Source organism: Kitasatospora sp. NBC_01300, assembly GCF_041435235.1.
Classification (GTDB): domain Bacteria; phylum Actinomycetota; class Actinomycetes; order Streptomycetales; family Streptomycetaceae; genus Kitasatospora.
Genome location: NZ_CP108408.1, coordinates 3,360,160 through 3,384,047 on the forward strand (window position 1 = coordinate 3,360,160; position 23,888 = coordinate 3,384,047).

General features: G+C 72.8%; 19 protein-coding genes. 7 read left to right on the forward strand and 12 right to left on the reverse strand.

Annotation, left to right across the window (positions count from 1 at the left end):
• Positions 1–45: 45 nt before the first annotated feature.
• Positions 46–1,530, reverse strand: coding sequence for a BTAD domain-containing putative transcriptional regulator (locus OG556_RS14770; RefSeq protein WP_371517448.1), 1,485 nt, complete (start codon positions 1,528–1,530; stop codon positions 46–48).
• A 132-nt stretch (positions 1,531–1,662) separates the two neighbouring features.
• Between OG556_RS14770 and OG556_RS14775 the strand changes: the two genes are divergently transcribed.
• The 4 genes from OG556_RS14775 (at position 1,663) to OG556_RS14790 (ending at position 7,297) form a co-directional block, all read left to right on the forward strand.
• Positions 1,663–4,692: a BTAD domain-containing putative transcriptional regulator gene (locus OG556_RS14775; protein ID WP_371517449.1), complete on the forward strand. Its 3,030-nt coding sequence runs from the start codon at positions 1,663–1,665 to the stop codon at positions 4,690–4,692.
• A gap of 131 nt (positions 4,693–4,823) precedes the next feature.
• Complete coding sequence (locus OG556_RS14780; protein WP_371517450.1) at positions 4,824–5,723, forward strand: CAP domain-containing protein; 900 nt, start codon at positions 4,824–4,826, stop codon at positions 5,721–5,723.
• A gap of 63 nt (positions 5,724–5,786) precedes the next feature.
• Positions 5,787–6,659, forward strand: a complete 873-nt coding sequence (locus tag OG556_RS14785; RefSeq protein WP_371517451.1) for a peptidoglycan-binding protein — start codon at positions 5,787–5,789, stop codon at positions 6,657–6,659.
• A gap of 80 nt (positions 6,660–6,739) precedes the next feature.
• Entirely contained in the window at positions 6,740–7,297 is a 558-nt protein-coding gene (locus OG556_RS14790; protein ID WP_371517452.1) for an RICIN domain-containing protein, read from the forward strand.
• A 249-nt stretch (positions 7,298–7,546) separates the two neighbouring features.
• Here the strand turns inward: OG556_RS14790 and OG556_RS14795 are convergent, their stop codons facing one another.
• A complete protein-coding gene (locus OG556_RS14795) occupies positions 7,547–8,203 on the reverse strand; it encodes a TetR/AcrR family transcriptional regulator (RefSeq protein ID WP_371517453.1) in 657 nt (218 codons plus the stop codon).
• 544 nt (positions 8,204–8,747) lie between these two features.
• Here OG556_RS14795 and OG556_RS14800 point away from each other — a divergent pair.
• The 3 genes from OG556_RS14800 (at position 8,748) to OG556_RS14810 (ending at position 11,311) form a co-directional block, all read left to right on the forward strand.
• Positions 8,748–9,101 (forward strand): DUF6542 domain-containing protein, encoded by a 354-nt coding sequence (locus OG556_RS14800; RefSeq protein WP_371517454.1) that lies wholly within the window; start codon positions 8,748–8,750, stop codon positions 9,099–9,101.
• Complete coding sequence (locus tag OG556_RS14805; protein WP_371517455.1) at positions 9,094–10,746, forward strand: LCP family protein; 1,653 nt, start codon at positions 9,094–9,096, stop codon at positions 10,744–10,746. Before OG556_RS14800 ends, OG556_RS14805 begins: the two co-directional genes overlap by 8 nt.
• Positions 10,747–10,930: 184 nt before the next feature.
• Entirely contained in the window at positions 10,931–11,311 is a 381-nt protein-coding gene (locus OG556_RS14810) for a VOC family protein (RefSeq protein ID WP_371517456.1), read from the forward strand.
• 72 nt (positions 11,312–11,383) lie between these two features.
• Here the strand turns inward: OG556_RS14810 and OG556_RS14815 are convergent, their stop codons facing one another.
• The 10 genes from OG556_RS14815 to nuoI form a co-directional block, all read right to left on the reverse strand.
• Entirely contained in the window at positions 11,384–12,439 is a 1,056-nt protein-coding gene (locus OG556_RS14815) for a 2-oxoacid:ferredoxin oxidoreductase subunit beta (protein ID WP_371517457.1), read from the reverse strand.
• Positions 12,436–14,433, reverse strand: coding sequence for a 2-oxoacid:acceptor oxidoreductase subunit alpha (locus OG556_RS14820; RefSeq protein ID WP_371517458.1), 1,998 nt, complete (start codon positions 14,431–14,433; stop codon positions 12,436–12,438). Before OG556_RS14820 ends, OG556_RS14815 begins: the two co-directional genes overlap by 4 nt.
• A gap of 248 nt (positions 14,434–14,681) precedes the next feature.
• Positions 14,682–15,344 carry a response regulator gene (locus OG556_RS14825; RefSeq protein WP_371517459.1) on the reverse strand — a complete coding sequence of 221 codons (663 nt, stop codon included), beginning with the start codon at positions 15,342–15,344 and terminating at the stop codon, positions 14,682–14,684.
• Positions 15,345–15,459: 115 nt separating this feature from the next.
• Positions 15,460–16,470, reverse strand: a complete 1,011-nt coding sequence (locus OG556_RS14830; protein WP_371517460.1) for a polyprenyl synthetase family protein — start codon at positions 16,468–16,470, stop codon at positions 15,460–15,462.
• A 303-nt stretch (positions 16,471–16,773) separates the two neighbouring features.
• Positions 16,774–18,396 (reverse strand): NADH-quinone oxidoreductase subunit NuoN, encoded by a 1,623-nt coding sequence (gene nuoN / locus OG556_RS14835; protein WP_350877774.1) that lies wholly within the window; start codon positions 18,394–18,396, stop codon positions 16,774–16,776.
• 11 nt (positions 18,397–18,407) lie between these two features.
• A complete protein-coding gene (locus OG556_RS14840) occupies positions 18,408–20,042 on the reverse strand; it encodes an NADH-quinone oxidoreductase subunit M (RefSeq protein WP_371517461.1) in 1,635 nt (544 codons plus the stop codon).
• Between the two features lie 34 nt (positions 20,043–20,076).
• On the reverse strand, positions 20,077–21,972 hold the full coding sequence (nuoL, locus tag OG556_RS14845) for an NADH-quinone oxidoreductase subunit L (protein WP_371517462.1): 1,896 nt from the start codon (positions 21,970–21,972) through the stop codon (positions 20,077–20,079).
• 13 nt (positions 21,973–21,985) lie between these two features.
• Positions 21,986–22,285, reverse strand: coding sequence for an NADH-quinone oxidoreductase subunit NuoK (nuoK, locus tag OG556_RS14850; protein WP_030060110.1), 300 nt, complete (start codon positions 22,283–22,285; stop codon positions 21,986–21,988).
• Positions 22,282–23,286, reverse strand: a complete 1,005-nt coding sequence (locus OG556_RS14855; protein ID WP_371517463.1) for an NADH-quinone oxidoreductase subunit J — start codon at positions 23,284–23,286, stop codon at positions 22,282–22,284. Before OG556_RS14855 ends, nuoK begins: the two co-directional genes overlap by 4 nt.
• Positions 23,283–23,885: an NADH-quinone oxidoreductase subunit NuoI gene (gene nuoI, locus OG556_RS14860; protein WP_063348141.1), complete on the reverse strand. Its 603-nt coding sequence runs from the start codon at positions 23,883–23,885 to the stop codon at positions 23,283–23,285. The genes OG556_RS14855 and nuoI overlap by 4 nt, the downstream gene beginning before the upstream one ends.
• Positions 23,886–23,888: the final 3 nt, after the last annotated feature.

Consider the following 23,888-nt stretch of genomic DNA (forward strand, 5'->3'; position numbering starts at 1 on the left):
GCGTGTCTGACACGCCCTAGCCCCCGCCCCCGGACGGAGCGCCGCTCAGGCGCCCCGTTCGGCGAGCCAGCGGACCAGGTCGGCGACGGACCACTGCGGGCGGGCCGCGAGGCGCGCCGCCACCGACCGCAGGAGTACGGGCAGGTAGCCGCAGAGCTCGGCGACCTCGGCGGCCGGGCCCGGCTCCCGGCGGATCCGCTCGGCGCCGACGACCCGGGCCAGCAGCTCGTACGCGTCCTGCGGCTCCAGCGGGCCCACGGCCAGCCGGGCCGCGTCGGCGGGCAGCGCGCCCGGTTCGGCGCCGGCCACGACGGCCGCGCAGCCCGCCACCGCGGGCAGCAGCGGCGCCGGGTCGGTGACGCCGTCGAGCACGACGAGCACCCGCCGCCCGGCGAGCGCGGCCCGGTAGCGGGCGCCCAGTTCGCCGACGTCGGCGTCCTCGACGGGCCGCTCCCCCAGGGCCCGCAGGAAGGCGGGCAGCACCGTGCCCGGCTCCGCCGTCTCGCCGGCCGCGTACAGCTGCCCGTCCGGGAAGGCGTCCTGGACGGTGTGCGCCAGGTGCACGGCGAGCGCGGAGGTGCCGCTGCCGGCCGGCCCGGACAGGCCGAGCACCGGCGAGGCCCCGACGTCGGCACCACCGCCGTCACCGCCGTCACCGGCCGCCCGCAGGATCCGCTCGGCCTCCCGCACCTGGGCCGCCCGCCCGACCAGGTCGGGGATGTCCGGCGGCAGTTGGCAGGGCCGGGCGGGCCTGCGCGGCGGTACCGGGGCGGACGGCGCCGCGAGCTCGGCGTCCCCTCCCCGGATGCGGGCGTGCAGGTCCGCGACCGCCGGTGCCGGTTCGAGCCCCAGCTCGCGGTCCAGCCGTTCGCGCAGCGCCTCGAAGGCGGCCAGCGCCTCGGCCGTCCGCCCGCAGCGGTGCAGGGCCAGCAGGTGGAGGCGCTGCACCTCCTCGTCGCGCGGGTGTGCGGCGGCGAGCGCGTCCAGTGCGGGCAGCGCCTCGGTGTGCCGGCCGAGCGCCAGGTCCAGGTCGTACAGCACCTTGACGGCGGCGTGGTGTCCGGCGGCGAGCCGTTCGCGGGCGCGTTCGGCGAAACCGCCGGGCACGCCGTCCAGCGCGCGCCCCTCCCACAGCGCGAGCGCGCCGGCGAGCAACTCCCGGGCCCGCAGCGGGTCGTCGTAGCGCAGCGTGACGGCCTCGGCCACCCCGGCCTCGTAGCGGAACAGGTCGACGGCGGCCCGATCCACCTCCAGCCGGTAGCCACCGGCGGTGGCGACCAACAGGCCGGGGGCCGCGAGGGCGCGCCGCAGCCGGTGCGCGTGGGTGCCGATCTGGCCGGCCGGGGCCTTGGGCCAACGGGCGTCATCCTCGCCCCACAAGCCCTCGACCAGCCGTTCAGTGGGCACGAGCTGGCCCGGGGCGAGCAGCAGGGCGGCCAGCACGGCCCGCTGCTGCGGCCGGCCGAGGTCGATCTCGCGGCCGTCACACCGGGCCCGCAGCGGCCCCAGCACACGGAATTCGAGCCCCATGCCCCCACCCCTCGAAGCCATGAGTTTCAAGTACACAATCCGTGACAGAGCATAGGTGACCGGACCAGGGGGCACCGCCGTCCGCACAGAACTGGCGCGATCCGGGCACCGCACGACATTCGGGGACGGGACATGGTTGACATCGGGGCGTCCGGACTGCGGTTCGGACTGCTGGGGCCGCTGCGCGCCTGGCACGGGGAGCGGGAGATCGAACTGGGCCGGCCGCAGCAGCGGGCCGTCCTGGCGGTGCTGCTGGGCGCCGCCGGACGGACGGTGGCGACGCCGGTGCTGGTGGAGGGGGTGTGGGGCGGGGCCGCACCGGCCGACCCCCGCAAGGCCGTCCAGCTGGCCGTCTCCCGGCTGCGGTCGGCCTTCAAGCCGTACACCGGGCCGGATCCGCAGCGGATGCCGCTGGTGCGGGTCGGCGACGGCTACGCGCTGCGGGTGCCCGACGCGGAGGTGGACGCGGCCCGCTGGGAGGAACTGCTGGCCACGGCCGGACGGCTGCGCGACGAGCAGGCCCCGCCGCAGGAGGTCCGGGAGGTCCTGCTGGCCGCGCAGCGGCTGTGGGTCGGCGAACCGCTGGCCGGGCTGCCCGGGCCGCACGCCGAGGCCGTCCGCTCCCGCCTCGCCGAACAGCGACTTCACGCCAAGGAGACGCGGCTGGAGCTGGACGCGGAGATCGGCGACCACACCGGCCTGACGGCCGAGGCCGCCGCCCTCGCCCTGGAACACCCCGAACGGCCCCGGCTGACCGCCGTCCTGATGCGCGCCCTCTACCAGGCGGGCCGCAAGGCCGAGGCGCTCGCCGTGTACGAGGACGCCCGCCGCCGGCTGCCGCCCGGCGGGGACGGGCCCACCCGGCACGAGGACACCCGTCGGCCGCCGACGGCCGCCGCTCCGACGGCCGAGGACGGCCCCGCCGCACTGCACCTGCGGATCCTGCGCGAGGACCCGTCCCTGCTGCCCGCCCCCGCCCCCTCCGCCTCCGCCCACGCCGAACCCGCCGCCGCCTGGCAGCCGCCCGACCAACTGCCCGACGGCCTGGCCGACTTCACCGGCCGCACGGAGGAGGTCGAGACCCTGGTGGACCGCCTCGCCGGGGCCGGCGGGCGAGCCGTCGTGGTCTCCGCCCTGGACGGCATGGGCGGGGTCGGCAAGACCACGCTCGCCGTGCACGTCGCCCGACAGGCCCACGGGCGCTTCCCCGACGGACGGCTCTTCGCCGACCTGCGCGGCGCCGACCGCACCCCGCTGGACCCGGGCGCGGTACTCGCCGGCTTCCTGCGCGCCCTCGGCGTGGCCGCCGCCGAGATCCCGCTCGACACCGGGGAGCGCTCCGCCCTCTACCGCTCGGCGCTGGCCGGGCGGCGGGTCCTCGTCGTCCTCGACAACGCCGCCACCCTCGGCCAGGTCGAACCGCTACTGCCCGGCTCGTCCGGCTGCGCCGTCCTGGTCACCAGCCGCGTCCGGCTGGCCGGCCTCGCCGGGGCGCACCAGATGCGCCTGGACACCCTGCCGCCCGCCGAGGCGCTGGAACTGCTGACCCGGATCGTCGGCGCCGACCGCGTCGACGCCGAACCCGGCGCCGCCGAGGAGATCGTGCGGGCCTGCGGACTGCTGCCGCTCGCCGTGCGCATCGTCGCCTCCCGGCTCGCCGCCGACCCCGCGCTCACCCTGGCCGCGCTCGCCGACGGGCTGCGCCGGGAACACCGGCTGGCCGAACTCAGCGACGGCGAAAGGACGGTGGAGGCCACCTTCGCCCTCTCCTACCACCGCCTCGACACCGAACTCGCCCGCGCCTTCCGCCTGCTGTCCCTGCCCGACGCCCCGGACGTCCCGCTGCCCTGCGCGGCCGCCCTGCTCGGCCGCAGCGAAGCCGAGACCGACGAACTCCTCGAAGCGCTCGTCGACCTCAACCTGCTGCACTCCCCCCGCTTCGGCCGTTACGGCTTCCACGACCTGGTCCGCGACTACGCCCGCGGCCGGCTCGCCGCCGAGGAGCCCGCCGCCGAGCACACCGCCGCCGCCGACCGGCTGGTCGACTACTGCCTGGCCACCGCCCGCAACGCCGACCGCGCCGCCCGCAAGGCCGACCCGGTCGAACTCAGCCTGCTCGACGCCCCCGTCCGCTCCCCCGGGAAGACGATCACGGACGGGCCCGCCGCCGTCCGCTGGATGCGCGAACAGGCCGGCGTGCACGCCGCCGCCATCGCCCTGAGCTGCGCCGACCCGGCGCTGCCGCTCGACCGGGCCGCCGAACTCGCCGACCGGATGGGCTCCGTACTCGCCGAACGCACCCAGACCCGCGACATCGCCGACCTCTCCGACCGCATCGCCCGCGAGGCCGCCGCCCGCGGCGACCACGGCCCGCTCGCCCTCGCCCGCTACGTGCGCGGCGGCATGCTCTGGCACATCAACCGCTACGCCGAATCCGAACAGGACATCCGCCAGGCCGTCGCGCTCTGCCAGGACGACGACCGCGGCAACGGGGGCAGCGGCGACGGCCCGAAGGTCCGCGTCCTCGCCAAGGCCCTGCTCACCCTCGGCGGCAACGCCCGCGTCCACGGCCGCTACGCCGACGCCGCCCGACACGCCGGCCGCGCCGCCGACCTGTTCCGCCGCCTCGGCGCCGAACGCTCCGAGGGCAGCGCCCTCGGCGAGTTCGCGTTCAGCTGCGCCCAGACCGGCCGGCTGGCCGAGGCCCGGGACGCCGCCGAGCGCGGCGCCCGCCTGATGAGCGGATCCGGCCCGGTGTCCGCCGCCACCGGCCGCTACTACCTGGCCCGGGTCCTGCGGCTGTGCGGCGACCCGGAGGCGGCGCTCGCCCACGCCGTCGGCGCCCGCGACGAGTTCGCCGCCCTCCAGGTGACGGTGTTCGCGGCGGCGGCGGGCGACCTCGCCGCCCGGATCCACGCCGAGGCCGAACGCTGGCTGCTCGCCGCCGACGCCGCCGAGGCGGCGCTGCCGCTCGCCCGCCGCACCAGCGCCGCCCTGGAGGCCGCGCTGCTGCGCACCCTGGGCACCGCGCTCACCGGCCTCGGCCGCCCCCGCCAGGCCCGCGCCTGCCTGGCGGACGCGCTGGAGGTGTACGAGCGGCTCGGGCTCGGCGAGGACGCCGAGCGGACCGGGGCCCTGCTGGACGGCCTGCCGCGGCCCTGAGCGTGTCCCCGGGGGCCGTCCACCCCTTGTTGATCACTTGTCTACCGCGGTCCGCGATCTTCTCTCTCGTCAGGTCGCGGACCGCACCAGTGCGGAGCCGGGGCCACTCCCACCGAAGATAGGCGCGACTCATGCCCACGCTCCCGCAGAACGGCCAGACCTGGACCCTCAAGTCCGCGAACGGAACGGTCGCCGACGTGCGCTCCAGCCAGAGCAGCCCGGGCACCCCGGTCCAGTCCTGGGGCCCCAACGGCACCACCGCCCAGGGCTGGGTCTTCTGGGCCAAGGACGGCGGCAGCTGGCTCCTGGAGACCCAGCTCACCAACGGCAGGCACGCCCCCGGCCAGGCCGTCGTCATCGACTACAACTACTCCACCGGCCAGACCTGGCTGTTCAACGAGCACGGGCAGCCCAACCAGCGCTGGGTGCTGGACGTCATCGACAACGACTGGTTCCGGATCCGGACCGCCCGCTGCGACGAGGGCCAGCTGTTCCTCACCGCGGCCGCCCCCGGCTCCCCGCTCACCCTCACCAAGCAGGACGACAACAACCCGGCGCAGCGCTGGCAGCTCATCCCGGCCGGCGGCCAGAACGGCGGCGCCGGCGGCCAGCAGCAGCCGCAGCCCCAGCCCCAGCCGCAGCCCGGCGGCGACTTCCGCACCGAGATGCTGGCCTCCGTCAACACGGAGCGCGGCCGGGCCGGCCTCCAGCCGCTGCGGCTCGACGACCGCCTGAGCGCCGCCGCCCAGCGGCACGCCAACGACATGGCGTCCCACGACCTCACCCAGCACGACGGCACCGACGGCAGCAACCCGTGGGACCGCATCCACGCCGCCGGCTTCCAGTTCCGCTCGGCCGCCGAGAACGTCACCCCGGGCAACAGCGTGGCGGAGGCCATGCAGATGTGGATGAACAGCCCGCACCACCGCGACAACATCCTGGGCCGCGACTTCACCTCCATCGGCATCGGCTACACCCCCCGCCAGCGCGGCAACTGGGGCCGCTACGTCCAGACCTTCGCCCAGGCCTGACCTCCCCACCCCCTCAGTCGTCACATCAGCCACAGCAGCCACAGCAAGCAAGGAGCCACCCTCATGTCCTCGAACGCGGCGGACCTGATCCGCGTCGCCCGAGACGAGGTCGGATACCAGGAGGGCCGCAGCGGCTCGCACTGGAACAACATCCAGAAGTACTCCCCGGCCGTCCCCGGCCTGGAGTGGTCCCAGGGCGAGGCCTGGTGCGCGACGTTCGTCGCCTGGTGCGCCCGGCAGTCCGGCAACGCCGGGCTGTTCCCGGTGACGGCCTCCTGCGCGGAGGGCGTCGCCTGGTTCAGGGACCGCGACCGCTTCACCGACTACCCGGTGATCGGCGGCCAGGTGTTCTACGGCCCCGGCGGCGGCAGCCACACCGGCATCTGCGTCGCCTACACCAGCTCCACCATCACCACCGTCGAGGGCAACACCAACGACGACGGCAGCTCCGAGGGCGACGGCGTCTACCTCAAGACCCGTGACCGCAAGTCGAGTTGGGTGTACGGGTACGGCATCCCGGACTTCGCCGACGGCGTCATCCTCGCCGACCCGCAGTGGCGGGACCGCCAGGGGGCCGTCTACTTCGGGCAGGAGGCATCCGCCGCCGACCAGCCGAACGGCGGCGCCCGGCCCCAGGCCGACGGCGGCGGGAACGGAGACGGCGGGGACGGAGGCGGCGGCGAGGGCGGCTACGAGCCCTTCCCCGGCGCCGACTTCTTCCAGGACGGCCAGAAGAGCGACGTCATCACCCGGATGGGCGAGCGCCTGGTCGCCGAGGGCTGCTCCGCCTACGCCGAGGGCCCCGGCCCCGAGTGGTCCGGCGCGGACCTCGAATCCTTCCGCAACTGGCAGCACAAGCTGGGCGACTCCGGCAGCGACGCCGACGGAATCCCCGGCCCCAAGCAGTGGGACGCCCTCCAGGTCCCGCGCGGCTGACGCCGCGCCTCCACCCCACCCGGATCCACCCCACCCGGATCCACCGCACCCAGGGCCACCACACCCAGAAGGAGAACCCGATGAAACCCGTCACCCGTACCCGCAGGTTCCTCGCCGGGCTCGGCGCCGTCGCGGCCGTCGCGGGGGCGGCCGTGGTCACCGCCCCGGCCGCGCACGCCGCCGGCTGCGAGCTGCCGCCGAACCTGCAGACCGTCACCGCCGTCTACAACGGCGCCACCGGCGTCCTCGACCTGCCGGCCAACACGGAGGTCAACGGCCAGCGGATCGGCGTCTACCAGGGCAACCAGAGCGCCGCGCAGACCTGGTCGTTCTGGGGCTACTGCGACGGCACCACCGCCATCTCGCACGGCTCGGCCGGCAAGGTCGTCGACCTCGACACCCGCTCGGGCGCCGTCCAGCTCTGGGACACCCCCGGCGGCTGGGACGGCCTCAACCGCCCGGCCGGCGAGTGGATGCCGACCAACCAGAAGTGGATCCGCACCGGCGAGGACCGCGGCTGGTACCTGATCCAGAACGTGGCCACCGGCCAGTGCCTCAAGTCCAACGGCGTCGCCCAGCTCACCTCGGTGACGTCCTGCAACGGCAGCGACCCGGCCCAGCGCTGGAAGATCGGCTGACGGCTCGCCGAGAGGGGCCCGACGGTTCCCGCCCGGGGCGCGGACCGTCGGACCCGCCCCGTCCCCGGTCCGTTCGCCGACTCCGGCGAGCGGACCGGTCCGCGCCCACCACCCTCCGCCCGAGCCACCCCTGGGCCGGCGGAGGGGTTCGTCGGCGAGCCGGTCCTCGACCTGCCCGCCCACGAGTGGGCCCCGTGACACGCCGCCGAAACCCCTCCCCGACGGCGTGTCACGGTCAGGCGCCCGCCGTCACCGCGCCACAGGCACCCGGTGGATCCGCAGGAAGGCGTCGACACCGAGCGCCGCGATCCGGGCGAGCTCCTCGTCCGCCACCGGCAGGGCGCCCCAGAACGAGCGCTCGGCGACGCCGTGGAAGGTCAGCAGCGTGAACTGCTCGGCGGTCTGCGGGGCGTCGTCGACGGCCAGCAGGCCCCGGTCCGCGATCGCCTCGAACCGCCGCGCGAGGTCGCGCTGCGAGGCGATCGGGCCGGCCTCCAGCCACGCCTCCAGGACGTCGGCCGGGATGTTGGCGACCTCGGCGCGGATGGCCCGGCCGAGCGCGCCGCGGTCCCCGGCCGAGAGGGCGGCCCGGGCCCGTTCGACCGCGAAGTCGGTGAGGCCCTGGCGCAGGTCCACCACCCGGTCGAGGTGCTTGTCCATCAACTCGCCCATGACCTCGGTTAGTTCGGCCGAGTTCTGGAGCGCGACGGAGAGGAAGAGGGTCTCCTTGTCGGCGAAGTGGTTGTAGACCGTGCGCTTGGACACCCCGGCCTCCGCCGCGATCGCGTCCATGCTGGCCCGGACGTAACCCTCGCGCCCGAACACCGCCGTCGCGGCCCGCGTGATCGCCTTGCGCTTCTCCGGCCGTCCCGCTCCGCCCGTCGCCGCCACGGCGTCACTCCTCATCTACCGGGACTCTCGAAAACTGCCCGGTGTAGTGTCTCCCGAGCCCGCCTGAGCCGGGTTGCCATCGAACAAGGGTGCTCTATGCTGCCTACAACCTCTACACCCGTGTAGAGGGAATTCAACAGCACGCCTGCCCCCGACCGGAACACGGAAGCCGAGCGCGGGAACCGGCCGGCCGAACAGCAGCGTCCAGAAGTGGCAGCGCACAACGGCTCATCTCACGAGGACCGGGCGCAGGCGCCACAGGGGCGCAAAGCACGGGAACACCGGGGGTGAGTGCGTGGCGGGGCGGCGAGGACGGACGTCCAACCAGGAGGCACACGGGCGAACGCCCGGCCAGGAGACGCAGGCGCGGACGACCGACCAGCGGACGACCGGCCAACGGTCGGCCGACCAGCGAACGACCGACCAGCGAACGACCGACCAGCGGACACCGGGGCGCGCCTCCGACCGCCGGTCACCGGGGCGCGCCTCCGACCAGGGAGCCCGCCGGCGGGCGAACAAGGCCCCCGCCCGCCCCCGCCCCGGCGGAGCGGCCCTGCCCGTGGCCCTGGCCGTGGGGCTGCCGGCCGTGGGCGCCGGTATCGACGAGCTCTCCGGCCCCGGCATGGGGACGGCCTTCCTGGTGGGCGCCGTGCTCGGCACCGGCCTGGCGGCCGCACTCAGCAGCCGCAACGGCTGGTGGTGGGTCCTCGCCTCCACTCCGCTGCTGGTCCTGGGGGTGACGGCCGGCGCGGAACTGCTGGCCAACGGCGACGCCTACCAGGGCAAGAACCTGGCCACCGGCTCCGCGAAGTGGGTGGTCCACGACTTTCCCGTGATGGCCGCGGCCGCCGCGGCGGCCGCCCTGGTGATCGTGGTCCGGCTGGTCCGGGACCGGAGGAGGGACCATGGCTGAGAACCCGCAGACCCGGGACGGCGGCCGCGCCGCCGCGCCCCCGACCCGCCGCACGTCCCCCCTGCTGATCGCGGGCCGGACGCTGGCCTGCTCGGTCGCCCTCGCGGTGTTCGCCGCCAGCGGGGTGGTCTGGTACGAGGTGACGTCCCTCACGGACGGGATGACCACCTCCAACGCCATCGCCGAGACCAAGAAGAACGCGCCCAAGCACCTCGACAACTCGGTCAACATCCTGCTGATCGGCCTCGACAGCCGCAAGAACATGGACGGGACGGACCTGCCCCCGGAGTTCGTCCAGGACGAACTGCACGCCGGCCACAGCTCCGACATCGGCGGCTACAACACCAACTCCCTGATCCTGCTGCACATCCCCGCCGGCGGCGGCAAGGCGCAGGCCGTCTCCATCCCCCGTGACGACTACGTCATGACCTACACCGGGGACGGCAAGCAGGCCGGCATGCGCAAGATCAAGGAGGCCTACGGCGAGGCCAAGGAGAAGGCCACCCCGGCCCTCCAGGCGAAGGGGCTCAAGGGCGCGGACCTGGAGAAGGCCGGCCGCGACGCCGGCCGGGCGGCCACCATCCAGACCGTGCAGAAGCTCCTCGACCAGCCCGTCGACCACATAGCCGAAGTCAACCTGATGGGCTTCTACGACATCGCCAAGGCCGTCGAGCCGATCGAGGTCTGCCTCACCCACGACACCAAGGACCCGGCCATGGAGGGCCAGGGCTCCGGTGCCGACTTCCACAAGGGCATCAACAAGCTCAACGCCTCCCAGGCGCTCTCCTTCGTCCGCCAGCGCCACAACCTGGACGGCCCGGACGGCAACAGCGGCGACTTCGCCCGCACCCACCGCCAGCAGGCCTTCATCTCCTCCGTCGTGCACAAGCTCAAGCAGGACGGCGTCATCAGCGACCTCGGCAAGCTGCAGCAGCTGTTCGGCGTGGTGCAGAAGGACCTGGTCATCGACAACGAGTGGAACGTCCTCGACTTCGCCCAGCAGGCCCCCAACCTCACCGGCGGCAACGTCGAGTTCAACACCCTGACCTTCGACGGCTTCGGCACCCGCAACGGCCAGGACGTCAACCTGGTCACCCCCGCGAAGCTCCAGAAGGTCGTCAAGCAGATCTTCGGCTACGCCGACTCCGCCCCGGCCGCCCCCGAGGCGGCGGGCGACTCGCCCGCCCCGGCGGCCTCCTCCGCTCCGCCCACGACCGCGCCGCCCACCACCAAGGCCGCCGTCCCCACCACCGTGGACGTCTTCAACGCCTCCACGGCCGCCGGGGTCTCCTCCACCGCCGAGTCCAAGGCCCTGGTCGCGATGGGCTTCAAGGCGGGCAAGACCGGCAGCGCCGCCGCGAAGCCCAAGACCACCACCGTGGCCTACGGCAAGGGCGCCAAGGAGGCGGCCGACCAGATCGCCGCCCGCTACGGCGTCACCGCCACGGAGTCCGCGTCGGCCCCCGCCGACCGGGTGGTCGTCACCCTCGGCACCGGCTTCACCGGCGCGACCGACGACAAGACGGGCGCCGCAGCGCCGGGCGGCGGCGCGACCGGGGCCCCGTCCGACCCGGCGGCCAACCTGCCCGTGCAGGGCCCGTCGGTCGACGCCCAGAGCGACGGCGGCATCCCCTGCGTCTACTGACACCCCGCACCTGACGCACCGCACCGTAGGGAGGCTCCCACCAGGGAGCCTCCCTACGGCTTTTCCCCGCGCCTTCCCCCACGTCCGGATCCAGGGCGGACACCCCTCGCACAATTCTCCGTACTATGTATAGTGTACTGCGTACGGGATAACCGCGCGCCCGCGCCGACGAGAGGGCTCCGCCATGCAGATCACCACCACCACCCTCGCCCTGACCGTCGAGGACGTCACCGCCTCAGCCGCCTTCCTCCAGCGGCACTTCGGCTACACCGAGGAGATGTCGGCAGACGGCTTCGTCTCGCTCCAGCACCCCGGCGGCGGGGTCGACGTCGTCTGCCTGCGGCGCGGCCTGGAGGTGCTGCCCGAGGGCCAGCGCGACCGGACCACGTCCGGCCTCATCCTGGCGTTCGTCGTCGAGGACCTCGCCGGCGAGGAGCGGCGGCTGCGCGGCGAAGGGGTCGAGATCACCCTGCCGCTGCGCGAGGAGCCGTGGGGCGAGAAGCTGTTCCAGGTCACCGACCCGAACGGGGTCGTGATCGAATTGGTCGAGTGGGCCAGGCAGTGACCGCCCGCCCGAAACTGCGGCGCCCCCTCGGCCGATGGCCGAGGGGGCGCCGCAGTGACCGGACCGGACCGGTCAGTCCACCGTCCAGGTGTCGCCACCCGCCAGCAGCGCGCCCAGGTCGCCCGGCCCGCGATCGGCCTGCGCGGCCGCCAGCTGGCCCGCCATCAGCTCGTCGTAGACGGGCCGCCGCACATCGCGCAGGACACCGATCGGGGTGTGGTGCAGGGTGTCGGCGTCGGCGATCCGGGACAGCGCGAAGGCCGCCGCCGGGTTGGCCGCGTGCGCGTCGTGGACCAGCACCCGCGCCTCGTTGTCCGCCGTCACCGGCGCGGTGAACAGCTCGCCGTCCGGGCCGCGGAACACGCCGCCGGCCAGGTCCGCGCCGAAGCGGATCGGCTGCCCGTGCTCCAGCCGGATCAGCGCCTCGTCCCGGGTGCCGGGCTGCTTCAGGGCCTCGAACGCGCCGTCGTTGAAGATGTTGCAGTTCTGGTAGATCTCCACCAGCGCGGTGCCCTCGTGCGCGGCCGCCGCCCGCAGCACCGACTGCAGGTGCTGGCGGTCCGAGTCGATCGTCCGGGCGACGAAGGTCGCCTCGGCGCCGATCGCCAGCGAGAGCGGGTTGAACGGCGCGTCCAGCGAGCCCATCGGCGTCGACTTGGTGATCTTGCCCAGCTCGCTGGTCGGCGAGTACTGGCCCTTGGTCAGGCCGTAGATCCGGTTGTTGAACAGCAGGATCTTCAGGTTGACGTTGCGCCGCAACGCGTGGATCAGGTGGTTGCCGCCGATGGACAGCGCGTCGCCGTCCCCCGTCACCACCCACACGCTCAGGTCCTGCCGCGAGGAGGCCAGCCCGGTCGCGATCGCCGGCGCGCGCCCGTGGATCGAGTGCACCCCGTAGGTGTTCATGTAGTACGGGAAGCGCGAGGAACAGCCGATCCCGGAGACGAACACGGTGTTCTCGCGCTTGATGCCGAGCTCCGGCATGAAGCCCTGCACCGCCGCCAGGACGGCGTAGTCCCCGCAGCCGGGGCACCAGCGCACCTCCTGGTCGGTCTTGAAGTCCCGGGCGCTCTGCGGCCCTTCGGCCTTGGGCACCAGGTTCAGGGAGGGGAAGCCGTTCTCGCTCATCGGTGGTCCTCCTCGTCCAGGGTGCCGATCGCCGCCGACAGCACGTCCGCCAACTGTGCCGCCTTGAACGGCAGTCCACGCACCTGGTTGTAGGACTCCGCGTCCACCAGGTACTTCGCCCGCAGCAGCAGCGCGAGCTGGCCGAGGTTCATCTCCGGCACGATGACCTTCTCGTAACTCCGGAGCACCGTGCCCAGGTTGGCCGGGAAGGGGTTCAGGTGGCGCAGGTGCGCCTGGGCGACCTCCCCGCCGTCCGCCCGCACCCGCCGCACGGCCGCGGTGATCGGCCCGTACGTCGAGCCCCAGCCGAGCACCAGCACCCGCGCCTCGCCGCTCGGGTCGTCGACCTCCACGTCGGGGACGGCGATCCCGTCGATCTTCGCCTGCCGGGTGCGGACCATGAAGTCGTGGTTCGCCGGGTCGTAGGAGATGTTCCCCGTCCCGTCCTGCTTCTCGATCCCGCCGATCCGGTGCTCCAGCCCCGGCGTGCCGGGCAGCGCCCACGGCCTGGCCAGGGTCTTCGGATCCCGCAGGTAGGGCCAGAACGAGCCGTCCTCGCGGTTCGGCCCGGTCGCGAAGTCCGGGCTGATCAGCGGGAGTTCGTCCACCTCCGGGATCCGCCACGGCTCCGAGCCGTTCGCCAGGTAGCCGTCCGAGAGCAGGAACACCGGCGTCCGGTACGTCACCGCGATCCGCGCCGCCTCCAGCGCGGCGTCGAAGCACTCGGCCGGCGTCGCCGGGGCGACGATCGGCACCGGCGCCTCGCCGTTGCGCCCGAACATCGCCTGCAGCAGGTCCGCCTGCTCCGTCTTGGTCGGCAGGCCGGTGGAGGGGCCGCCGCGCTGGATGTCCACGACCAGCAGCGGCAGTTCCAGCGACACCGCCAGGCCGATCGTCTCGCTCTTCAGCGCCACCCCGGGGCCCGAGGTCGTCGTCACGCCGAGCGCGCCGCCGAAGGACGCGCCGAGCGCGGCGCCGATCCCGGCGATCTCGTCCTCGGCCTGGAAGGTGCGGACGCCGAAGTTCTTGTGCCGGCTCAGCTCGTGCAGGATGTCCGAGGCCGGCGTGATCGGGTACGAGCCCAGGTACAGCGGCAGCCCGGAGCGCTGCGCGGCGGCGATCAGGCCGTAGGAGAGCGCCAGGTTCCCCGAGATGTTGCGGTAGCGCCCGGCCGGGAGCTTGGCCGGCGGCACCTCGTAGGAGACCGCGAAGGACTCCGTGGTCTCACCGAAGTTCCAACCCGCCTTGAAGGCGCTGATGTTCGCCTCGGCGATCTGCGGCTTCTTCGCGAACTTGCTGCGCAGGAAGGTCTCCGTCCCGCGGGTGGGGCGGTGGTACATCCAGGACAGCAGCCCCAGCGCGAACATGTTCTTGGCCCGCTCGGCGTCCTTGCGCGCCAAGCCGCTGTCCTTCAACGCCTCCAGGGTCAGCGTCGTCAGCGGCACCTTGTGCAGGTGGTAGCCCTCCAGCGAGCCGTCGGCCAGCGGATCCGCCGCGTAACCGACCTTCGCCAGCGCGCGCTTGGTGAACTCGTCCGTGTTGACGATGATCTGCGCGCCGCGCGGCAAGTCCTCCAGGTTCGCCTTCAGCGCCGCCGGGTTCATCGCCACCAGCACGTTCGGCGCGTCCCCCGGGGTGAGGATGTCGTGGTCCGCGAAGTGCAGTTGGAAGCTCGACACGCCCGGCAGCGTCCCGGCGGGCGCCCGGATCTCGGCCGGGAAGTTCGGCAGCGTGGAGAGGTCGTTGCCGAAGGACGCCGTCTCCGAGGTGAACCGGTCACCGGTGAGCTGCATGCCGTCACCCGAGTCGCCGGCGAAACGGATGATCACCCGGTCGAGTCGGCGGATCGGCTTGCTGTGCCTCGGCGGCGAACCTCCCGGGGCCGTTGGATCGGCGGGCACGGCCGCACCAGGGCGTCCGTCACCGTTCCCGGAACGACCACCATCGCCGTCCGAGCCGTCCACTGCCTCTGACTGATCGACCTGACTGGTCACTGCCGCGGACCTCCTCGAGGGCACACCACCGCGGGCGCGGCCCCGTGCCCCGTCCGCTTGGTGCACCTCCCGCATCCTATGCGCGGGCACTTGATCCCGGACGGAACTCCCACGTGCGGCGGGAAAACACCGGCCCGCGCCCGAACCGCACACGGGGTACAACGTCCGAACGGCGGAGATCATTCCGCGTCCGACGTCCCGCTCCCCTGCGCCCGAGCTGCCCCCGAGCTGCCCGGCCGCCGGGACGACTAGGAGTTGAGGTAGGTGAGCACCGCCAGCACCCGGCGGTGGTCCTCCGGGCTCTGCGCCAGGCCCAGCTTCAGGAAGATGTTGCTGACGTGCTTCTCCACCGCGCCGTCCGAGACCACCAGCTGCTTGGCCACCGCGCTGTTGGTGCGGCCCTCCGCCATCAGCCCGAGCACCTCCCGCTCGCGCGGGGTGAGGTTGGCCAGCACGTCGCCCTTGCGGCTGCGGCTGAGGAGTTGCTGCACGACCTCCGGGTCCAGCGCGGTGCCGCCCTCGGAGACCCGGACCACCGCGTCCGCGAACTCGCGCACCTCCGCGACCCGGTCCTTCAGCAGGTAGCCGACGCCCCGGGTCGAACCGGCCAGCAGCTCGGAGGCGTACCGCTCCTCCACGAACTGCGACAGCACCAGCACGTTCAGTTCCGGGTAGCGCCCGCGCAGCTCGACGCAGGCGCGCAGGCCCTCGTCGGTGTGGCTCGGCGGCATCCGCACGTCGGAGACCACGACGTCCGGCAGTTGCCCGGCCGCGGCCAGGTCGTGGATGGTCTTCACCAGCGCGGCGCCGTCGCCGACACCCGCCACGACCTCCAGGCCCCGGTCGGTGAGCAGCCGGGTCAGGCCCTCCCGCAGCAGTACGGAGTCCTCGGCTATGACGACACGGCGCATGGTGACCTTCCCGGCAGGGCTGAGCTGACAGGGGCCAGTGTCCCCCATCCGGGTAAACACCCGGCCCGCCGTCCGCGGATCCGCCGGCCGGGGGCCGCCGCCCGCCGCGCCCCGGTCACATGGTCCGGATCGCCACCGCGTCGCAGAGCCCCTCCAGGGCCGCCTTCGCCGCGCAGTCCGGCAGCGGGGCGAGCAGCGCCCGGGCGTCCTCGGCCTGGCGCAGCGTCTCCCGGCGGGCGCGCTCCAGCGCGGGGTGGCGGCGCAGCAGCCGCAGCGCCTCGGCGTGCAGCTCGTCGTCGGCGAGGTCCAGGGTGAGCAGTTCGCGCAGCCGGGCGTCGGCCGGGTCGGCGGGGTCGGCCGGCATCTGCTCCAGCAGCAGGGTCGGCAGGGTCGGCACGCCCTCGCGCAGGTCGGTGCCGGGGGTCTTGCCGGACTCCTGGCCGTCGCTGGCGATGTCCAGCACGTCGTCGGCCAGCTGGAAGGCGATGCCGATCCGCTCGCCGAACTCGCTGAGGGTGTCCACCATCCACGGCTCGGCGCCGGCCATCAGCGCTCCTATCCGGCAGGAGACCGCGATCAGCGAGCCGGTCTTGCCGGCCAGCACGTCGAGGTAGTGCAGCAGCGGGTCGCCGTCCGGGCCGGGGCCGCGGGTCTCCAGGATCTGGCCGGTGACCAGCCGCTCGAAGGCGTCGGCCTGCATCCGCACGGCCTCGGGGCCGAGGTCGGCGAGCACCTGGGAGGCGCGGGAGAACAGGAAGTCGCCGGTGAGGATGGCCACCGAGTTGTCCCAGCGGGAGTTGGCGCTGGGGGCGCCGCGGCGCACCGGGGCCTCGTCCATGACGTCGTCGTGGTACAGGGTCGCCAGGTGGGTGAGCTCGACGACGACGGCGGCCGGCACCACGCCGGGCGCCCCCGGGTCGCCGAACTGCGCCGCCAGCAGCAGCAGCAGCGGGCGGAAGCGCTTGCCGCCGGCCTCGATGAGGTGACTGGCGGTGATGGTGATGAACGGGACGTCGCTCTTGACGGCCTCGGCGAGCGCCGTCTCCACCGCGTCCAGTCCGGCCTGAACGTCCCGGGTCAGGTCGCGGTCCTGCACGCTGAGCCCGAAGGGTCCCACGACGGTCACGAAGACCACTCCTCTGTCCCTGGTCGATCTAGCGGCCTGGTCCCTGAGTGCCGCCGCTGGCCATACAGGCAGGGTATCCGGTCACGAGTGGATCACTGCACGGGCGTGCGGATCCTGTCATGATCGGGCCGGATGCCCTGGTCAGGGCGGCTGTGGGGGCAGTACTGCGGTGGGGGCGAATTCAGCTGGAAAACACGGGCCGGAGCCCCTCCGCCGGCGGGCCGGCGGCAAACGCGCGTCCGGACCGCGCGCCGAGGGCGCGGCCCGGACGGGCCCGGGGCGGCGGCGCCGCCCCGGAGGCGGTCAGCGGACGAACAGCGCGGCCTTCGACGCCAGGTCCAGGAAGTACTGCGGCAGCAGGCCGAGACCCAGCGTGACCAGCACCCCCACCCCGATCGCGGTCGCCGTGAAGGCGCTCGGGATCGCGACCGTCGGGCCGCCCGGCTTCGGGTCGGAGAAGAACATCAGCACGATGACCCGGATGTAGAAGAACGCGGCCACCGCCGAACTCAGCACACCGACGATCACCAGCGGCGTCGCCCCGCCGGCCGCCGCCGCCTGGAACACCGCGAACTTCCCGGTGAACCCGGAGGTCAGCGGGATCCCGGCGAAGGCCAGCAGGAACAGCGCGAACACCGCCGCCACCAGCGGCGAGCGCCGGCCCAGCCCGGCCCAGCTGGACAGGTGGGTCGCCTCCCCCTTGGAGTCGCGCACCAGGGTGACCACGGCGAACGCGCCGAGCGTCACGAAGGAGTACGACAGCAGGTAGAACAGCACCGAGGACAGGCCCTGCTTGTTGGTGGCGATCACGCCCGTGAGGATGAACCCGGCGTGCGCGATCGAGGAGTACGCCAGCAGCCGCTTGACGTCCTGCTGGGTGACCGCCAGCACCGCGCCCACCACCATGGTGAGGATCGCCACCCCCCACAGCACCGGCCGCCAGTCCAGCCGCAGGCCGGGGAAGGCCACGTAGAACAGCCGCAGGAACGCCCCGAAGGCCGCGACCTTCGTCGCCGCCGCCATGAAGCCGGTCACCGGGGTCGGCGCGCCCTGGTACACGTCCGGGGTCCAGGAGTGGAACGGCACCGCGCCGACCTTGAACAGCAGGCCGACCGCGAGCATCGCCAGGCCGATCAGCAGCAGCGCGTCACTCTGGGTGCTGCTCAGCTGCGCCGGGGTGGTCATCGCCTTGCCGGAGATCACGTCCGAGATGTCGCCGAGCTTCACGCTGCCCGCGTAGCCGTACAGCAGCGCGGTGCCGAACAGGAAGAACGCCGAGGCGAAGGCGCCCAGCAGGAAGTACTTGACGGCCGCCTCCTGGGAGAGCAGCCGGCGGCGCCGGGCCAGCGCGCAGAGCAGGTACAGCGGGAGCGAGAAGACCTCCAGCGCCACGAACATCGTCAGCAGGTCGTTGGCCGCGGGGAACAGCAGCATCCCGCCGACCGCGAACATGGTGAGCGGGAAGACCTCGCTGGTGGCGAAGCCGGCCCGGACCGCGGCCCGCTCCTGCTCGCCGCCGGGGGTGGCGGCGGCCTGGGCCGCGAAGGCGTCGGCGGGCAGGCCGCCCGCCTTGGGCTCCAGCTTCCGTTCGGCGTAGGTGAGCACCGCGACGACGGCGGCCAGCAGGATCACGCCCTGCAGGAACAGTGCCGGGCCGTCCAGCGCGACGGACTCCATGGCCAGCAGGTCGACCCGGGTGGAGCCGAAGCCCTGGGAGGCCAACACCACCACGGCGACGAAGGAGCCGATCAGTCCGGCCAGGGCGAGCGACACCTGCGTCCAGTGCCGGTACCGGCGGGGCACGAAGGCCTCCACCAGGATGCCGGCCACGGCGGCGCCGAACACCACCAGCATCGGGGAGAGCTGGCCGTACTCCAGGTGCGGCGCCGGGATGCTGGCGGTGTTGCCGCCGGCGGCGGCGAGCATGCCGGTGGTGCTCACTTCTGCTCACCTCCTGAGGTGGCGGCGACCGGGTGGGCCGGCGCCGGGTCGGTCTCGTGGACCTGCGAGAGCGTCGCGTTCACCGAGGGGTTGACCAGGTCGGTGAGCGGCTTGGGGTAGACGCCGAGCAGGATGGTCAGCGCCACCAGCGGGGCGACCACGGCCAGTTCGCGGACCTTGAGGTCGGGCATCCCGCCGACGCCGGCCTTCACCGGGCCGGTCATGGTGCGCTGGTACAGCAGCAGGGCGTACAGCGCGGCCAGCACGATGCCGAAGGTCGCCACGATGCCGATCGCCGGGTAGCGGGTGAACGTGCCGACCAGCACCAGGAACTCGCTGACGAACGGGGCCAGCCCGGGCAGCGACAGGGTGGCCAGACCGCCGACCAGGAACGTTCCGGCGAGCACCGGGGCGACCTTCTGCACCCCGCCGTAGTCGGCGATCAGCCGCGAGCCGCGGCGGGAGATCAGGAAGCCCGCCACCAGCATCCACGCGGCGGTGGAGATGCCGTGGTTGACCATGTAGAGGGTGGCGCCGCTCTGGCCCTGGCTGGTCAGCGCGAAGATGCCCATGATGATGAAGCCGAAGTGCGAGATCGACGCGTAGGCGACCAGCCGCTTGATGTCCTTCTGACCGACCGCCAGCAGCGCGCCGTAGATGATCCCGATCACCGACAGGACCAGGATCGCCGGGGCGAAGGTCTTCGAGGCGTGCGGGAACAGCCCGAGGCAGAAGCGCAGCATCGCGAAGGTGCCGACCTTGTCGACCACGGCGGTGATCAGCACGGCGGTGCCGGCGGTGGCCTCGCCCATCGCGTTCGGCAGCCAGGTGTGCAGCGGCCACAGCGGGGCCTTCACCGCGAAGGCGAAGAAGAAGCCGAGGAACAGCGCCTTCTCGGCGGTGCCGGACAGCTGGAGCCTGCCGTCGGCGATCGCCGAGGTGAGGGTCCGGAGGTCGAAGGTGCCGAAGCCCTGGTCCTGCGCGATCACGTACAGGCCGATCACGGCGGCCAGCATCACCAGGCCGCCGAGCAGGTTGTAGAGCAGGAACTTCACGGCCGCGTACGAGCGCTGGCGCGCCGCGTCGGGGCCGCCGGCCCGGTCGCCGAAGCCGCCGATCAGGAAGTACATCGGGATCAGCATGGCTTCGAAGAACACGTAGAAGAGGAAGACGTCGGTGGCGTAGAAGGAGACGACCACCATCGCCTCCACCGCCAGGATCAGGGCGAAGAAGCCCTGGGTGCGGCGCCTGCCCTCAAAGGTGTCGGGGGCGAAGGTGCCGTCGGGGGCGGCCGGCCCCGGGTCGGCGTCGTGCCAGGAGGCCAGCATCACCACCGGCACCAGGACGGCGGTGAGCAGGGCGAGGACGGCGCCGATGCCGTCCACGCCGAGCGAGAAGGTGATGCCGAAGGAGCGGATCCAGCTGTACGACTCGGTCAGCTGGTAGCGGTCGCCGTGCGGGTCGAAGCGGGTCGCCACCACGGCGGCCAGCACCAGGGTGACGACCGAGACGCCCAGGGCGACGGCCTTGGTGGTCGAGCGGCGGCGCTCGGTCGACCCGGCGGGCAGGGCGGCGGTCAGCACCGCGCCGGCCGCCGGGACGGCACAGGTGGCGGTCAGCAACGCGCTCATGGCCGCACCCCCCACGTGGAATCTGCGCGAGTCATCAGACGGACCTCATCAGGAGAGTCGTGGCGACCAGCACCAGCGTGCCGCCGAACATGGAGAGCGCGTACGAGCGGACGAAGCCGTTCTGGATCCGCCGCAGCCGACTGGACACGCCTCCGATGGTGGCGGCCAGGCCGTTGACGAAGCCGTCCAGGCCGCGGCTGTCGAAGTAGACCAGCGTCGCGGTGAGCGCCGAGCCCGGGCGGACCAGGACGGCGTGGTTGAAGTCGTCCTGGAGCAGGTCGCGGCGGGCGGCCCGGGTGAGCGGGGAGCCGACCGGCGGCACCACGGGGACGGCGGAGCGCCCGTACATCAGGTACGAGACGAGGACGCCGGCCAGCATGCAGGCCGTGGTGAGCACGGTGACCACCAGCGGGGCGAGCGGCGAGTTGCCCTCGGAGTGTCCGGTGACCGGCTCCAGCCATTTCAGGAACGAGTCGTTGAAGGCGAACAGCCCGCCCGCGAAGACCGAGCCGAAGGCCAGCAGGACCATCGGGATGGTCATGGTCTTCGGGGACTCGTGCGGGTGCGGGGCGTTGCCCTCCGCGTCCGGCTGCCAGCGCTTCTCGCCGAAGAAGGTCAGCAGCATCACCCGGGTCATGTAGAACGCGGTGACGGCGGCGCCGGTCAGCGCGCACAGGCCGAGGATCCAGCCCTCGGTGCCGCCCTTGGCGAAGGCCGCCTCGATGATCTTGTCCTTGGAGAAGAAGCCGGACAGGCCGGGGAAGCCGATGATCGCCAGGTAGCCGAGGCCGAAGGTGACGAAGGTGACCGGCATGAACTTGCGCAGGCCACCGTAGTGACGCATGTTCACCTCGTCGTTCATGCCGTGCATGACCGACCCGGCGCCGAGGAACAGCCCGGCCTTGAAGAAGCCGTGCGTCACCAGGTGCATGATCGCGAAGGCGTAGCCGATCGGGCCGAGCCCGGCCGCCAGCACCATGTAGCCGATCTGCGACATCGTCGACCCGGCCAGCGCCTTCTTGATGTCGTCCTTCGCGCAACCGACGATCGCACCGAACAGCAGCGTGACCGCGCCGACCACCACCACGGCGGTCTGCGCGTCCGGCGCCAGGTCGAAGATCGCCGACGAGCGGGTGATCAGGTAGACGCCGGCCGTCACCATGGTGGCCGCGTGGATCAGCGCCGACACCGGGGTCGGGCCCTCCATCGCGTCGCCCAGCCAGGACTGCAGCGGCACCTGCGCCGACTTGCCGCAGGCCGCCAGCAGCAGCATCAGGCCGATCGCCGTCAGCTTGCCCTCGCTCGCCTGCGCCGCCCCGCCGAAGACCGGCTGGAAGGCGAAGGAGCCGAACTCGGTGAACATCAGCATGATCGCGATCGACAGGCCCAGGTCACCGACCCGGTTGACGATGAACGCCTTCTTCGCCGCCGTCGCCGCGCTCGGCTTGTGCTGCCAGAAGCCGATCAGCAGGTACGAGGCGAGGCCCACGCCCTCCCAACCGAAGTACAGCAGCAGGTAGTTGTCGGCGACCACCAACAGCAGCATGGCGGCCAGGAACAGGTTCAGGTACGCGAAGAAGCGGCGCCGGCGTTCGTCGTGCGCCATGTAGCCCACCGAGTACAGGTGGATCAGCGTGCCGACGCCGGTGATCAGCAGGACGAAGGTCATCGACAACTGGTCGAGCCGGAACGACATGTCGGCCTGGAACCCGTTCACCGGGATCCAGCTGAACAGGTGCTCGGTGACGGCCCGGTGCTCGGCCTCGCGGCCCAGCATGTCCCGGAACAGCGCCAGGCCGAAGCCGAACGAGAGCGCCGCGAGGGCGGTGGCCAGCCAGTGGCCGAAGCGGTCCAGCGCGCGGCCGCCGAGCAGGAGCAGGGCGGCGCCGGCCAGCGGGGCCGCCACCAGCAGCGGAATGAGAGAGTTCACCGAGGCCCTCCGCCTACAGCTTCATCAGATTGCTGTCGTCGACCGAAGCGGAGTGCCTGGTCCGGAAGATGGAGACGATGATGGCGAGGCCGACCACGACCTCGGCCGCCGCGACCACCATCGTGAAGAACGCGATGATCTGGCCGTCCAGGGTGCCGTGCAGCCGGGAGAAGGTCACCAGGGCGAGGTTCGAGGCGTTCAGCATCAGCTCCACGCACATGAACAGCACGATCGCGTTGCGCCGGATCAGCACTCCGGCCGCGCCGATGGTGAACAACAGGGCCGCGAGGTACAGGTAGTTGACCGGGTTCACTCCGCTCCCTCCTCGTCGGCGCGGCCGTTCGGGCCGCCCTTGCCGTTCAGACCGTCCTTGGCATTCAGGCCGTTCGAACCGCCGTTGCCGTTCAGACCGTTCAGCCCGTTCGGACCGCCGTTGCCGTCCTTGCCGTTCACCGACGCCGGCACCGGCTCCAGGGACTTGCGCGGTCCGGAGACCGCCGGCCGCTCGGACGACGGCCGGCCCAGCCAGTCCGCCGTGGTGTTCTCCAGCTCGGCCATCCGCCGCAGCATCTCCTGGCTGACGTCCCGGACCTGGCCGCGCTCGCGCAGCGTCGCCATCACCGAGTCCTCGGCGATCGTGCCGTCCGGCAGCAGCGCCGGAACGTCCACCGCGTTGTGCCGCGCGTACACGCCCGGCGCCGGCAGCGGCGGCAGCTGGAGGTTGTCCACGACCCGCTGGGCGGCCAGCTCGCGCTGCGTCTTCGGCGCCTTCACGTGCTCGCGGTGGGTCAGCACCATCGCACCGATCGCCGCGGTGATCAGCAGCGCGCCGGTGACCTCGAACGCCCACACGTACCGGGTGAAGATCAGCCGGGCCAGGCCCGGCACGTTGCCCTCGGCGTTCGCCTCGGACAGGCCGGTGAAGTGGTCCAGCCGCGCGTTGGCGATCCCGGCGATCAGCAGCACGCCGAAGCCCAGCCCGCACAGCACCGCGGCGAACCGCTGGCCCTTCAACTGCTCCTTCAGGGAGTCCTCGCTGGTGACACCGACCAGCATCACCACGAACAGGAACAGCATCATGATCGCGCCGGTGTAGACGACGATCTGCACCACGCCCAGGAACACCGCGCCCTGCGCCATGTAGCAGACCGCCAGCGCCATCATCGTGGCCGCCAGGCACAGCGCGCTGTGCACGGCCTTGCGCATCAGCACCATGCCGAGCGCGCCGCCGACCGCGATCACCGCGAGCACCCAGAACTGGACGGCCTCCCCGAGGGAGGTCGTCCCGGTCGCGGCCAGGTTGAGGGAGGTCACTGCTGGACCTCCCGCTCCCGGTCGGTGCGCTCCTGCTGGACCGTCCCGGGCGCCGCCGCGGTGATCTCGCCCCGGTAGTACGCGCCCTCGTCGGCGCCCGGGAAGATCGAGTGCGGGGAGTCCACCATGCCCTCGGACAGGCCGACCAGCAGCTGCTCCTTGGTGAAGATCAGGTCCCGGCGCGAGGAGTCGGCCAGCTCGTACTCGTTGGTCATGGTGAGCGCGCGGGTCGGGCAGGCCTCGATGCACAGCCCGCACAGGATGCAGCGGGCGTAGTTGATCTGGTAGACCGCGCCGTAGCGCTCGCCCGGCGAGTAGCGCTCCTCCTCCCGGTTGTCCGCGCCCTCCACGTAGATGGCGTCGGCCGGACAGGCCCACGCGCACAGCTCGCAGCCGACGCACTTCTCCAGGCCGTCCGGGTGCCGGTTCAGCTGGTGGCGGCCGTGGAAGCGCGGAGCGGTGGGCTTCTTCTGCTCCGGGTACTGCTCGGTGAGCCGCTTCTTGAACATGGCCTTGAAGGTCACGCCGAAGCCGGCGGCCGGGCCGAGGATCGACGGCTTGTCGGGCCGCTCGGCCCGCTCCGTCTGGTCGGACGACATCTC

Coding starts and splice junctions, on each gene's coding strand:
- OG556_RS14795 (WP_371517453.1), bottom strand. CDS start 8,203: ATGAGGAGTGACGCCGTGGCGGCGACGGGCGGAGCGGGACGGCCGGAG.
- OG556_RS14770 (WP_371517448.1), bottom strand. CDS start 1,530: ATGGGGCTCGAATTCCGTGTGCTGGGGCCGCTGCGGGCCCGGTGTGAC.
- OG556_RS14815 (WP_371517457.1), bottom strand. CDS start 12,439: ATGAGCGAGAACGGCTTCCCCTCCCTGAACCTGGTGCCCAAGGCCGAA.
- OG556_RS14825 (WP_371517459.1), bottom strand. CDS start 15,344: ATGCGCCGTGTCGTCATAGCCGAGGACTCCGTACTGCTGCGGGAGGGC.
- OG556_RS14785 (WP_371517451.1), top strand. CDS start 5,787: ATGTCCTCGAACGCGGCGGACCTGATCCGCGTCGCCCGAGACGAGGTC.
- OG556_RS14840 (WP_371517461.1), bottom strand. CDS start 20,042: ATGAGCGCGTTGCTGACCGCCACCTGTGCCGTCCCGGCGGCCGGCGCG.
- nuoI (WP_063348141.1), bottom strand. CDS start 23,885: ATGTCGTCCGACCAGACGGAGCGGGCCGAGCGGCCCGACAAGCCGTCG.
- OG556_RS14810 (WP_371517456.1), top strand. CDS start 10,931: ATGCAGATCACCACCACCACCCTCGCCCTGACCGTCGAGGACGTCACC.
- OG556_RS14775 (WP_371517449.1), top strand. CDS start 1,663: ATGGTTGACATCGGGGCGTCCGGACTGCGGTTCGGACTGCTGGGGCCG.
- OG556_RS14805 (WP_371517455.1), top strand. CDS start 9,094: ATGGCTGAGAACCCGCAGACCCGGGACGGCGGCCGCGCCGCCGCGCCC.
- OG556_RS14780 (WP_371517450.1), top strand. CDS start 4,824: ATGCCCACGCTCCCGCAGAACGGCCAGACCTGGACCCTCAAGTCCGCG.
- OG556_RS14790 (WP_371517452.1), top strand. CDS start 6,740: ATGAAACCCGTCACCCGTACCCGCAGGTTCCTCGCCGGGCTCGGCGCC.
- nuoN (WP_350877774.1), bottom strand. CDS start 18,396: ATGCTCGCCGCCGCCGGCGGCAACACCGCCAGCATCCCGGCGCCGCAC.